Here is a 12859-nt window from a genome sequence, read left to right as displayed (position 1 = left end):
ACGCCGGATGGTCCGGTGCGTATCGATCCGGAATGGGAATGAGCGAAATTCGCAAGGTGCCGGCGTCTGCCGGCGCAGAATGGCTGTTGACCGGTTTCTCGTTGCTGAAGCGGGCGCCGCTGGCGCTTGGCTCGCTGGGAGTGATCTGGAGCGTGGCCGCCTCGCTGGTGGTGTCGCTGTCGGTACTGGTGCCGCTGCTGGGCCCGGCACTGCAATTCCTGCTGGTGCTGGCCGGCCCGTTGTTCATGGGCGGCATGCTGTGGGCGATCCGCGAGGTCGACGAGGGCCGCATCGCCAAGCCATCGCACCTGCTGCATGGCCTGCAGGACGGCCGCGCGCCGCATCTGTTGGTGTCGCTGCTGCCGCAGCTGATCGCCGGCCTGCTGCTGGGCGTGCTGCTGCTGGCGATGATTGGCGCCAACGGGTTGCAGCAGTTGTCCGAGGTGATGCTCAAGATCAACCAGATCAGCCAGTCCGGCGCGCAGCCGGACCCGGTGCAGATCGAGCAGCTTGCCGCCAGCCTGCCGGCCGGGCGCATCCTGCTGTGGCTGCTGCTGACCATCGCCACGTTTGCGGCGATGACGCTGGCGCTGTTTGTGATGCCGCCGCAGGTGATGTTCGACCGCAGTACCGGCGGTCATGCGCTGCGCGAAAGCCTGCGCGCCAGCCTGCACAACCTGCCGGCGATGCTGGTGTTCTTCGTGCTGGCCTTTATCGCCATTTTCGCGATCTATTTCGCGGTGATGATCGTCGCGCTGATCGTCGGCCTGGTGGCCGGGCAAACCGTGGCGATGTGGCTGGCGCAGCTACTGCTGATGGCGGTGCTGATGCCGGTCTTCGCCGGCTCGGTCTACGCCGCGTGGAAGCAGATGTTCACCCACGAAGGCGCCACCGCACAGCCCACCCCGCCCTCGCGTCCGGATGTGTTGCCGCCGATCCCGCAGAACCGTAGGAGCGCACCTGGGCGCGACGAGGCCTTCCCGGTAACGCTCCTCGCGCCCGGGTGCTCTCCTACGATGTTCGATCGGTCAGTCCGTCTGGTCGAGCTCCACGCGAACGATCGCAATGCAGTCGGGTATCTCGCCGAACGGCAATGCATGCGCAGCAAACACGTTCTCGTAAACGGTCACCTCTGCACCGGAGCGCGTTGCGCGCAGGTGTCCCACGCCGCTGAAGGACGTATTGACGTTCTCTCTCAAGGCTGCATGACGGCCGTGGTAGAGACTACTCGCCGCCTTGCCGGACGTATCGATGCGGACTGTCAGCTCGCCATACATGGCGCTCAGGAAGTCGTGTTGTTCGGTACCGAACAACTGGAACGGATCGACGGTGTTGTGAATCAGCAACACGGTCGGCATACCGGCACTGGCAGCCACACGCAGCTGCGCCCGCGCCTCGGAAATCTTCTGGCGCACGTGCCAACCGATCGTCCTGGACCATCCGCCATTCGGATCGATTCCGCGCGTACTTTCAATCTGCTTGATCTCTACAGCCACCACCGTGCTGCCAAGCCACACGTGATAATCGGGCGTGCGGGTGGATGTCTCGGCAATTCGCTTACAGTCCAGCCGATGGTGCGCACAGAAGGTTTCGAACACCTGCTCTGATACGGTTCTCTGCATTCCCAAACCAGCCCGGGGACTTTGCGCAGACTAAGCGCTCTTCGGCACCACAGCGCGCGAGGCGATGATGCCCAGCTCGTAAAGCAGGCACATGGGGATGGCCAGCATCAGCTGCGAGACCACGTCCGGCGGGGTGAGTACGGCGGCCAGGATGAAGATGCCGACGATGGCATAGCCGCGGCCTTCGCTGAGTTGTTTGGGGCTGACCCAGCCCATCAGCACCAGGATCACCAATGCGACCGGGAGTTCGAAACTGGCACCGAAGGCGAAGAAGATCGCCAGCACGAAGTCCAGGTACGAGGTGGCGTCAGGAGTAATCGCGATCACGTCCGGCTTGAACGTGGTCAGGAAGTGGAACACCGCCGGCAACACCAGGAAATACGCAAACGCGCAGCCGATGTAGAACAGCGCCACCGCCGAGGCCAGCAACGGAAAGGCCAGTTTCTTCTCGCGCTGATACAAGCCCGGGGCCACGAACGCCCAGGCCTGATACAGCAGCCACGGCACGCTGAAGAACACCGCCACGAAGAAGGTGAGCTTGAGCGGGGCGAAGAACGCGCCGGCCGGATTGACCGCAACGATGGTCTGCCCCAGCGGCAGCTGCGAGACCAGCGGTGCGGCCAGCCAGGAGTAAATCGCGCGCGAGAACGGCAGCAGCGCCAGCAACACCACGCCCAGGCCGATCAGTGCACGCACCAAACGGGCGCGTAATTCGACCAGGTGCTCAATCAGACTGCTTTCGGCCTGTGCGTCGTCGAACAGGCTCAAGGCGCCTTCTCCTGGGTGCTGCTGCTATCTGCAGTCGTTGGGGCAGTAGTGCCCTGCACGTTCACCGGCGTGGAGGCCAGGCTGCCGTGCGGAGCCGGCACCAGCGTCTGCCGGGGCGCCGGCGCAATCGGCTGCGCCTGGGCGATGACCGGGGACGGCACCGGCACATGCGTATGCACGCTGCCCGGCGCCAGCACCACCGGCGCATCGGCGGGCAGCTCCAGCGGTGCGGCCACCGGAGTGGCGCTGGTGCGGATGTCGATATCGCGGCCGAGCTCGTCGTGCAGGCCGCGTGCCTGATCATGCAGACCGCGCGCACCGTCTTCGACCTGCTGCTGGGTGTTGCGCAACTGCCCTTCGGCTTCGCGCAGCGAGGCCTGCACGTCCTGCAGGCTGCGCTTGAGTTCGTCGGCTTCCAGCTCGCGTTCGAGCTCCTGCTTGACCGAATCCCACTGCATGCGCGCACGGCGCACCCACAAGCCGGCAAAGCGCGCGGCCTTGGGCAGGCGCTCGGGGCCGAGCACCACCAAGGCGACAATCGCAATGAGCGTCAGTTCGCCAACACCTATGTCAAACACCGACGCTGCTCCGGATCAGCGCGCGTCGCGGTCGCGTTCGGCCTGCGCCTCACGCGCCTGCTCGGCAGTGCGGGACTCGTCGCCGAGCTTGCTGGCCGGCTTGTCTTCGTCGTGCATGCCTTTCTTGAATTCCTTGACCGCGCTGCCGAGATCCTTGGCACCGCTGGTGAGACGCTTGGTACCGAACACCAGCAACACGATCACCAGCACGATCAGCCAGTGCCAAATGCTGAAACCGCCCATGATCTGCTCGCTTGCTGAAAAGAAGGAAGACTCAGGATACCCCAGCGCACCGCGCAGGGGGATGACAGCGGCTTAGCGGTTGCCGTCTAGTGATTCGGTGCGGATTTCGCCATCGGACACCGACTGGAACCCCTGCTGCGGAGGCGGCGTGGTGCTGGGCTGCATCGGGACCGTGCTGGCCTCGTTGGCCGGCGGCGGCGGGGCCGACTGCGCTGCCGGGGCCACGCTTGGCGCACGCGCCGGCGGTGGCGGCGCGGTCTCATCGCTGTCGCCATCGCTGCTGCGATTGGCGCGCGCGGTGTAGGTGACCTCTTCCAGACGGTCGCGGAAGGCGATCACGTCGGTGGACGGGCGCTCGTTGGTGCGACCTTCGAAGATCATGCGCGGGGTGGCACCGCCGCCGTAAGCGTTGAGGTCGGCGGCATCGTCGATCTGCAGCACCGCGCCATCCAGCGCCACGCCGGCGAACAAGCCGCGGGCGCGCGACCACGACCAGATTTCGGCCTTGAGCTGGCCATCGGTGGCGGCAGCGGCGTTGCGGCCCACCGGACCTGCGGCCACGCCGGCATCGGCGCCGAGGGTGAACTTGCCGTTGACGATGTTGTCCAGGCTGCGGTCGTTGCGGAACACCAGCACCACGTCGGAGGACTGCACGCCGGCCTGGAAGCCGATGCTGCCGCCGGTGAGCTTGACGAACACCGGCTGCGACCAGCTGCCGTCGGCGTTCTTCATCGACATCAGACCGTGGCCGCGACGGCCGCCGATCACCAGGCCGGCCTTGAGCGTGTCGGGGATGACCACGATGGCGCGCGCCTCGTCGAGCAGTTTGTCCGGGATGGACTGCTCGGGAATCTTCATGATCTCGTTGAGCACCCGCACTGCGTTACGCGCACGCTGGTCCTCTTCCGGGCCGGCGACGGCGTGGCCGGCGGCGAAGGTCAGCGACAACAACAGGGCCAGACGCGACAAACGAGGCATGACAAGCTCCAAAGGACGATCCGTCAAAGATAGCAATGCCGCGACGTTAGTGCTGGCGCAATGAATCGGTGGTGAGCGCATCCGGCGGCAAGACGGCGCAGATCGGGACGATTGATGCGTTGTCCTCGGCAGTCCTGCCCGGCTCTGCCAGAATGGCGCGCATGAACACCACCTCCGATACCGCCCTGCTGGTCGTCAACCTCGGCACCCCCGAATCGCCGACCGCCCCGGCCGTGCGCCGCTACCTGGCCGAGTTCCTCAGCGACCGCCGCGTGGTCGCGATCCCGCCGCTGTTCTGGAAGCCACTGCTGTACGGGGTGATCCTGCCGATCCGCGGACCCAAGTCGGCGGAAAAATACGCCAAGGTGTGGCTGCCCGACGGCTCGCCGCTGGCGGTGTACACCCGCCGCCTGGCCGAGGGCTTGAAGGACGCGATGCCCGACTGGCAGGTGGAATGGGCCATGCGTTATGGCGAGCCGGCCCTGCGCAAGACGCTCGATGCCCTGCGCGCGCGCGGCATCAAGCGCATCGTGGTGTTGCCGCTGTATCCGCAGTATTCGACCACCACCACCGCCTCGATCCAGGACGTGGTGGATGCGTGGCGGCCCAGCGCACCGGAGATCGACGTCACCGTGATCCAGGAGTATTGCGAGGACGCCGGCTGGGTGGCGGCGATCGCCGATTCCATCCGCGCGCACTGGCAGGTACACGGGCGCAGCGAGAAGCTGATGTTTTCCTTCCACGGCCTGCCGCAACGCGTGGCCAATGCCGGCGACCCATATCCGCAGCAATGCGAGCGCAGCGCGCAGGCAATCGTGACCGCATTGGGCCTGGGCCCGGACGAGTGGCAGATGGGTTACCAGTCGCGCTTCGGTGCCGAGCGCTGGCTGCAGCCGTATGCCGAACCGACGCTGTGGGCGCTGGCCGAAGGCGGCGTGCGTAGCTTCGATCTGGTGTGCCCGGGCTTTGCCACCGATTGTCTCGAGACGCTGGAAGAAGTGGCCCTGGGCTTTGCCGAAACGCTGGCCGAACGCGGCGCCACGCTCAGCTACATCCCCTGCCTCAACGCTGCCCCGTCGCACGCGCAGGCACTGGCTGCATTGGCGCGTCGCGCGTGAGGTTGGAGCCGTTTGCGTGCGAGCTGGCCATCGGGCGTGTCACCGGCTTGCGCAACACAGACCGCGGGTCACGCCGGGTGCTGGCATTGCACGGCTGGCTCGATAACGCGGCCAGTTTTGTCCCGCTCAGTGCGCATCTGCATGCACCCGATCTGGATCTGGTGCTGCTCGACCTGCCCGGTCACGGCCACAGTGCGTGGCTGCCGATGGCTGCGGAATACACGCTGAGCAGCGCAATCCATAACCTGCTGCAGGTGGCCGATGCATTGGGTTGGGACCGTTTCACGTTGTTGGGCCACTCGCTGGGTGGCGGCGTCGCCAGCCTGATGGCCGCCGCCGCGCCGGAGCGCATCGAGGCCTTGGTGGCGATCGAAGCGCTGGGCGCGTTGGCCGAACCGGTGGAAAGCACCGCCGAGCGACTGCGCGACTCCGTGCGCTCGACCCGTACCCTGCCGCAGCGGCCGCTGCGTGTCTTCAGCTCGATGGACGCGCCGGTGCGCGCACGCATGATGGCCAATCAACTCACCGAGCCGGCGGCGCGCTTGCTGGTGGAACGCGGCCTGCGCGTGGTCGAAGGCGGCTACAGCTGGTGCACCGACCCGCGCCTGACCTTGCCCACCGCCATCCGCATGACCGAAGCGCAGATCGACGCGTTGCTGGCCGCCATCGTATGTCCCACCCAGGCGATCTTCGCCACGCCGGGGCAGCCGTATTTCTCCGACACCCTGCGCGATCACCGTGTGGCTATGGTGCCGGACGCCCGCCTGCACCTGCTTCCGGGCACCCACCATGTGCATATGGAAGCACCGCAGGCGGTGGCTGCGGTGATCAATGGGTTTTTGGCGACGCTGCCGCAGCCGTGATGCAGGCATGCGCGATACGCAGATAAGCTGACGCGATGGCAGATCCCATCCGTGTGGTCACTGCGATTGAATCCTTCGCTCTATGGAATGCGCCGTGGACGTTTTTCGACACGGTGCACGCGACGCCACACTTGACTGCCGATGATCGCCTGCTGTTGCAGCAGGTGTGGTCAATGGCGTGTCATGCCGAGCACTGGACGTCGGGTGGCACGCTGGATGCAGGCGCGGCGGCAGCGGAGAGTGCCCTGACATCGCACTTTGCGTGGTTGTCAGCGCAGGCCTGCCGGCAACTTGCCAGGGCTGCGTCGTACGCGTGGCGCTAACCAAGCGTGCCATCACGCGTGATCGGCAGGCGGCGGCCCTGTTGCTGAGCCATTGCGGGATTCAAAACGCGTACTGATGATTGCCGCGGCTGCGGCAGGCGTGATTTCCGCAACGACGTGTGCGTCACTCGCCCTGCAACAACCGCCGTAGCTGCGCCTTGAGTTGGCGGCCGTGTTCGTGGAAGTAGCTGCGTTCGTCGCGCCAGGCGGGGAAGCGGTGTTCCACTTCGGCCCAGAACGCGGGCGAGTGATTGGCCTGCAGCAGATGGCAGAGCTCGTGCACCAGCACGTATTCGAACGCCGACGGGCGCCCGAGGACCAGCGCCAGATCCAGCGCAATCGAGCCATCCGGCGCGAGCGAGCCCCACTGCGACGACATCACCTTGAGCCGCAGACGCGTGGGCGGACGCGGCAAGCCGGGCAGATAGGTGGGCAACCAGCGGCCGACGTCGGCGCGTGCCTGCGCTTCGTAGAATTCCTTCAGCGTGCGGCGCAGACCGGCGTCGCCCAACCGGGACGGCACGTGGAAATGCGCGCCCGCCTCATCGACTTCGATGCGCGTGTAACGGCCTTCGTGCCAGTGCAGCGGCAGCAAGACGCCACGCAACGGCAGCAGCCCGGGCACACCGCGTTCCAATGCAGGAAACGCATCGACCTGCTGGTACCGCGACAACTGCGTGCTCAGCCAATCCAGATGCGCATGCAGGAACCGTTCGCCGGAGATCAGGCTGGCCCGCAGCGGCAAGGTGAGCCGCGCACCGCGTTCGTCGACACTGAGTTTGATGCGCCGCGCGCGTGAGTCGCGCACGCGCAGCACCTCGATCTCGCGGCCTTCCAGTTGCACACGCACGCAGTCGCGTTGGACAACCTGCGAGGGCGGCGCAATCAGGCGGCGGACGGGCTTGAACATGGGCACAGGATAGCGCTGCGATGTGTCAGGTGGTGAGACGCCGGAGGCATTGGCATGGATGCGTACGTGAGGCCGGATGACTGCCTGCATCGGACGCGATGTGGACACCGTGGCTGCCCGTCTGCATGACACGCCTGCAGCGCAGAATGCCAGGCACCGGATGCGCACGCGGTGCGGTCAACGCGCTGCGTGCCACGCAGTGCGAATCGGTGCGCGAGGCATCCGCCGCACGCTGGGATGCGATGCCAGCCGCGCTGACAACTGCGGCTGGCGTCGTACGGATTACTCCGCCTTGCTCAACTTCAGCGCGGTTTCCAGCAGCAGGAACAACCGGCGGATTTCCGCGCTCATCAGCGCAAAGCGCGCATCGAGTTCGGCACGTGCGCCGTCGTCGTCGCTGTGTTCGAGCTGGTCCAGGGCGCCGTCGAGGAACTTGAGCTTGCGGATCACCAGATCGTCGCCGAGTACGAACGACAGATTGTCATCCAGCACCAACGCCAGCTTGGTGACCTGCTTGCCGGCCTCCAGATGCTTGTCGATTTCGTCGCCCCGCAGTTCCTGATGCTGGCATTTGACCACCGCGCCGCCTTCGATGGGGTCCTTCATTTCGCATTCTTCGCCCAGGCTCAGGCCTTCGGGCAGCGGCTCGCCGGCAATCCAGCCAGTGAGGATGGCGCGCGGTGCGACTTCGGCATTCAACGGCAACGCCGGGAAGCTGCCGAGCGCGCCGCGGATCTCGCTCATCACGTTCTCGCCGCTCTTGCGGCTGGACGTGTTGACCGCGATGTAGCCGTTTTGCAAGTCCAGAATCGCGTCGGTGCGCGAGCTCTTGACGAAGGCGCGCGGCAGCAGCTCATGGATCAGATCGTCCTTGAGGCGCTTGCGGGCCTTACCACCGGGGCGGCGGCCTTCCTTCTCTTCGATCTCGGCGACCTTGCGCTCGAGCAGGTCGTTGACCACCGCGCCGGGCAGGATCTTGTCCTCGCCACCGATGGTGAGCCACAAGAACTCTTCCAGGCGGTGCGAGAGCACTTCCTGCTCGTCGCGGCCGAATGGCGAAATGAAACCGCGCGAACTCATTTCCAGCGGGCCGACCGGCTTGAGCTGCACCTGCGGCAGCAGCGTCTCGATCTCGGAAAAATTCAGCGTGGTGGGAAAACGGAACAGGGTGAGATTGCGAAAGAACATGCGTAAGACCGAAGAAGAGAAACGTGGAGGTGGAAGACCGACGGCGACCGGGTGGGCGCGTCAGTCGCTGTCGTGTGTGGTGTCGCCAGTGGCGAACCAGGTGGTGGAATCGTGCGCGGACGCGGCGGTATCGGGCGCACGGCCCAGAGTCATAAAATCGAACAGCGTGCGGTCGGCCAGTTGCTCGGGGCGCACGTCGCCGAGCGCGCGCGCAATCTGCTCGACCCGGCCGGGCTGCTCGTGGTCCCACTGCTGCAGCATGCGGCCAACCTTCTGGCGCTGCAGGTTTTCCTGGCTGCCGCACAGGTTGCACGGGATGATCGGAAATTGCCGCGCCTGCGCGTACTCGGCGATGTCGGCCTCGCGCACATAGGCCAGCGGGCGGATCACCACATGCGCACCGTCGTCGCTGCGCAGCTTGGGCGCCATTGCGGCCAGCCGCGCGTGGTGAAACAGATTCATGAAGAACGTGGCGACGATGTCGTCGCGGTGATGGCCGAGCGCGATCTTGGTCACCCCATGCGCTTGCGCATAGGCATACAGCGCGCCGCGCCGCAGCCGCGAGCACAACGAACATAGGGTCTTGCCGGCCGGAATCACCCGGCTGACCACCGAGTAGGTGTCCTGCTCGACGATGTCGAATGGCACGCCCAGCTCGCGCAGGTAGGCCGGCAGCACATGGGCGGGGAAGTCGGGCTGTTTCTGATCCAGATTCACCGCCACCAGGGTGAACGGCACCGGCGCCTTGCGCTGCAGGTGCAACAGCATGTCCAGCAAGGTGTAGCTGTCCTTGCCGCCGGACAGGCACACCATGATCTTGTCGCCGGCGGCGATCATGCCGAAATCGGCAATCGCCTGGCCCACCTGACGTTGCAGCCGTTTGCCCAGGCGCAGCTGCTCACGCTGCAACCGCTGGCGCGGGTCGCGCGGCGCGGGGTCGGCCAGGGGTTGTGGCAGCGGCAGGACAGCGGTCATAAGCCGCCCATTGTAGCTGCCCGGAGGATTGGGTCGTGCCTGAGGTGGCCGCCCCCATCCGCCCTTCGGGCACCTTCCCCCGTACACGGGGGAAGGGAGCAAGCCCTCGTCTACGGGGGAGCGCCTCCCACCTAGCCATCCCCCGGCAGTCCGCTCTCCTGCTGGTCCTCTCTCTCCCGCTGGTCCCCTCTCCCGCACGCGGGAGAGGGTGCCCGAAGGGCGGGTGAGGGCAGCACACCAACGCACATCACCGGCATCCCCACATCCGGCAGCCACGGAACAGTCCGCATCTCGCAGCGCAGCAAGCCTTTCGGCGGCGGGCTGGGTAAAGTCCGCAGGACCGTTTCAGCTGGGATCGGCATGACACCTTGGGCTTCGCTGTATGGCGCGGCTTTTTTCAGTCGGCTTTTTGGTAGCGCTAACATTTTTTTGGGTTGCGAAGCAGAACACGCATGCACAGATCTACGGCATGTGCTGCAGCGACGCGGCGCCACCGGCCGTTGCGCGTTCCATTACTGCTGTGTGTCGATGCCATCCCTCTCCCCCATGACGCCCCCCTTTCTGCAGGAGTCCACCCCATGAGCAACACCGTTTTCATCGGCGCGAAGGAATATTTCCCCGGCATCGGCAAGATCGGCTTCGAAGGCCGCGACTCCGACAACCCGCTCGCGTTCAAGGTCTACGACGCCAACAAGAAAATCGGCAACAAGACCATGGCCGAGCATCTGCGCTTTGCCGTGGCCTACTGGCATAGCTTCTGCGGCAACGGCGCCGATCCGTTCGGCCCCGGTACGCGCGCGTATCCGTGGGATGCGGGCAACACCGCACTGGGTCGCGCCGAAGCCAAGGCCGACGCCGCGTTCGAATTCTTCACCAAGCTCGGCGTGCCGTATTACTGCTTCCACGACATCGACCTGTCGCCGGATGCCGACGACATCGGCGAATACGAAAGCAACCTCACCCACATGGTCGGCATCGCCAAGCAGCGCCAGGCCGACACCGGCATCAAGTTGCTGTGGGGCACCGCCAACCTGTTCTCGCACCCGCGCTACATGAATGGCGCATCGACCAACCCGGACTTCAATGTGGTGGCGCGTGCGGCGGTGCAGGTCAAGGCTGCGATCGATGCCACCGTGGAATTGGGCGGCGAAAACTACGTGTTCTGGGGCGGCCGCGAAGGCTATGCCTGCCTGCACAACACGCAGATGAAGCGCGAGCAGGACAACATGGCGCGCTTCCTCACCCTGGCACGCGATTACGGCCGTGCGATCGGATTCAAAGGCAACTTCCTGATCGAGCCCAAGCCCATGGAGCCGATGAAGCACCAGTACGACTTCGACAGCGCCACGGTGATCGGCTTCCTGCGTCAGCATGGCCTGGACCAGGATTTCAAGCTCAATATCGAAGCCAACCATGCGACGTTGTCGGGCCACAGCTTCGAGCATGACCTGCAGGTGGCATCCGATGCCGGCCTGCTCGGTAGCATCGATGCCAACCGCGGCAATCCGCAGAACGGCTGGGATACCGACCAGTTCCCGACCGACCTGTACGACACCGTCGGCGCGATGCTGGTGGTGCTGCGGCAGGGCGGGCTGGCGCCGGGCGGCTTGAACTTCGATGCCAAGGTGCGTCGCGAATCGTCCGACCCGCAGGACCTGTTCATGGCGCATATCGGCGGCATGGACGCATTCGCACGCGGTCTGGAAGTGGCCAATGCGCTGCTGACCTCCTCGCCGCTGGAAACCTGGCGCGCCCAGCGTTACGCCAGCTTCGACAGCGGCGCCGGTGCGGCGTTCGCCAATGGGTCCAGCACGCTGGTGGACGTGGCCAAGCATGCGGCCGGCAATGTGCCGACCCAGATCAGCGGCCGCCAGGAAGCCTACGAAAACCTGATCAATCAGTACCTGACGCGTTGATGTTTGCCACCGCACGCGCGTCGTATGACGCCGCGCGTGTACGGCAACTGCGTGCAGTGCCACTACGCGATGCACGTGACCGCGCGACGTATCGACATGGCTGACAACGTGGTGCTCTAGTCAGGGGATCACTGCACCGACAACCGCACAGCACACGTGAGATATGCACAACTCAGCTAGCGCCCACCTTGCAGCGACAACTTGGTGCGCTAGCTACCCTTACTCGGCCGGGTCGATTGCGATCGGTGCGGCCACCGAATCCCGCTTGACCAGCAGGTGCGCGACCACATGATCGACCATCTTCGACGTGCGTTCCTTGGCGCGAATCGTCTTCAACAAGATGTCCAGCGCGGCATCGGCCATGGCGGCGATGGGCTGCTGCACGGTGGTGAGTTCGGGCCAGACGGCCGTGGCGGCGGAGGTGTCGTCGAAGCCAACGACCGACAGATCGCGTGGCACGTCCAGCCCACGCCGATGCGCCACCGAGATGGCCGCAGCGGCCATGTCGTCGTTGCTGGCGAAGATCGCGCTGGGACGGCGCTTGCGGGCCAGCAGTTTTTCGGCCGCCAGCAGACCCGAGCGGTAGGTGTAATCACCCGGCTGCACCAGATGCTTGTCCAGACGCAGCCCGGCTTGCGCAAGCGCGGCCTGAAATCCTTCGAAACGCCGCGTGCTGGCCGACAGATTGGGATGTCCGGCGATGTAGCCGATGCGGGTATGCCCCTGCTCGATCAGATGCTCGGTGATCTCCTTGGCCGCAGCAAATTCATCGATGCGCACACAGGCCACGTCGGGACTGAAATGATTGGACGCGATCACCACCACCGGCACCTTGGCGCGCACCAGTTCCAGCACCGCAGCACGGGATTCGCACAACGGCGGCGGCAGGATCACCCCGGCCACACCCTTGGCGAGTTTGCGCGCGGCCTTGCGTTCGGCATCGGCGTCCAGGTCGTCCCAGCAATCAATCACCAGCTGGATCGAAGTGCGCGAGGCGACTCGCAGCACGCCCAGCAGCAACTCGCGCAGATACGCGCCGCTGGGGTCGCTGTAGATCAGCGCAATGCGCGTGCTCTGCGCAGCGGCCAGCGCACTTGCAGCGAGGTTGGGTGTGTAGCCGAGTTTGTCGACCGCACGCATCACGCGCTCGCGGGTAGCATCGCGCACGCTGCCGTTGTTGTTGACCACACGCGAAACGGTCATCGGCGACACTTTTGCCAGCGCCGCTACCTCGTCGATGGTGGTCGCGCGGCTGGTGCGGCGGACCGATTTCCTGACCTTCTCCAAGCGTGGCCTCTTCAAGTGCGAACGAACGTTGGCGGATGCATGCGTGTTGCTGCCGGTGCACGTGCAGCGGGTGCGTGCATGAGGATGCAC

Annotated in this window: 11 protein-coding genes and 1 pseudogene; 4 read left to right on the top strand and 8 right to left on the bottom strand. The window is 65.4% G+C overall.

All coding sequences use genetic code 11. The features are described from left to right. Positions 1–38 precede the first annotated feature (38 nt). A pseudogene (locus tag RQH86_RS19405) lies at positions 39–926 on the top strand (BPSS1780 family membrane protein); the annotation flags it as partial. Between the two features lie 726 nt (positions 927–1652). Here RQH86_RS19405 and tatC read toward each other — a convergent pair. The 4 genes from tatC to RQH86_RS19385 all read right to left on the bottom strand — a co-directional run bounded on the left by tatC (position 1653) and on the right by RQH86_RS19385 (position 4189). After that, positions 1653–2390, bottom strand: coding sequence for a twin-arginine translocase subunit TatC (gene tatC, locus RQH86_RS19400; protein WP_115529300.1), 738 nt, complete (start codon positions 2388–2390; stop codon positions 1653–1655). After that, positions 2387–2968 carry a Sec-independent protein translocase protein TatB gene (gene tatB, locus RQH86_RS19395; RefSeq protein ID WP_311240650.1) on the bottom strand — a complete coding sequence of 194 codons (582 nt, stop codon included), beginning with the start codon at positions 2966–2968 and terminating at the stop codon, positions 2387–2389. Before tatB ends, tatC begins: the two co-directional genes overlap by 4 nt. A 15-nt stretch (positions 2969–2983) precedes the next feature. Then, a complete protein-coding gene (gene tatA, locus RQH86_RS19390; RefSeq protein ID WP_055846673.1) occupies positions 2984–3211 on the bottom strand; it encodes a Sec-independent protein translocase subunit TatA in 228 nt (75 codons plus the stop codon). A 72-nt stretch (positions 3212–3283) separates the two neighbouring features. Continuing rightward, positions 3284–4189 carry a YSC84-related protein gene (locus RQH86_RS19385; RefSeq protein ID WP_055846670.1) on the bottom strand — a complete coding sequence of 302 codons (906 nt, stop codon included), beginning with the start codon at positions 4187–4189 and terminating at the stop codon, positions 3284–3286. A 152-nt stretch (positions 4190–4341) separates the two neighbouring features. Between RQH86_RS19385 and hemH the strand changes: the two genes are divergently transcribed. Both hemH and RQH86_RS19375 read left to right on the top strand, forming a co-directional pair. Beyond that, positions 4342–5307, top strand: coding sequence for a ferrochelatase (gene hemH, locus RQH86_RS19380; protein WP_311240655.1), 966 nt, complete (start codon positions 4342–4344; stop codon positions 5305–5307). Further along, complete coding sequence (locus tag RQH86_RS19375; RefSeq protein WP_311240651.1) at positions 5304–6170, top strand: alpha/beta hydrolase; 867 nt, start codon at positions 5304–5306, stop codon at positions 6168–6170. Before hemH ends, RQH86_RS19375 begins: the two co-directional genes overlap by 4 nt. Before the next feature lie 447 nt (positions 6171–6617). On the opposite strand, the gene RQH86_RS19370 is transcribed toward RQH86_RS19375, so the two are convergent. The 3 genes from RQH86_RS19370 to ttcA all read right to left on the bottom strand — a co-directional run bounded on the left by RQH86_RS19370 (position 6618) and on the right by ttcA (position 9566). Beyond that, a complete protein-coding gene (locus RQH86_RS19370; protein WP_311240652.1) occupies positions 6618–7403 on the bottom strand; it encodes a SprT family zinc-dependent metalloprotease in 786 nt (261 codons plus the stop codon). Positions 7404–7685: 282 nt separating this feature from the next. Then, entirely contained in the window at positions 7686–8591 is a 906-nt protein-coding gene (locus RQH86_RS19365) for a recombination-associated protein RdgC (protein WP_055846659.1), read from the bottom strand. A 60-nt stretch (positions 8592–8651) separates the two neighbouring features. Then, the gene (gene ttcA, locus RQH86_RS19360; RefSeq protein WP_311240653.1) at positions 8652–9566 is read right to left on the bottom strand and encodes a tRNA 2-thiocytidine(32) synthetase TtcA; all 915 of its coding nucleotides are present in this window, start codon (positions 9564–9566) and stop codon (positions 8652–8654) included. Between the two features lie 578 nt (positions 9567–10144). Between ttcA and xylA the strand changes: the two genes are divergently transcribed. After that, the gene (gene xylA / locus RQH86_RS19355; RefSeq protein ID WP_311260733.1) at positions 10145–11482 is read left to right on the top strand and encodes a xylose isomerase; all 1338 of its coding nucleotides are present in this window, start codon (positions 10145–10147) and stop codon (positions 11480–11482) included. A gap of 219 nt (positions 11483–11701) precedes the next feature. On the opposite strand, the gene RQH86_RS19350 is transcribed toward xylA, so the two are convergent. Beyond that, positions 11702–12769, bottom strand: a complete 1068-nt coding sequence (locus RQH86_RS19350) for a LacI family DNA-binding transcriptional regulator (protein ID WP_311240326.1) — start codon at positions 12767–12769, stop codon at positions 11702–11704. Positions 12770–12859: the final 90 nt, after the last annotated feature.

The organism is Xanthomonas sp. WCS2018Noco2-27 (genome assembly GCF_031843525.1).
In the GTDB taxonomy this organism is placed as follows: domain Bacteria; phylum Pseudomonadota; class Gammaproteobacteria; order Xanthomonadales; family Xanthomonadaceae; genus Xanthomonas.
Note: the sequence above shows the minus strand (reverse complement) of the source record. Positions and strands in the feature narration are given on the sequence as shown.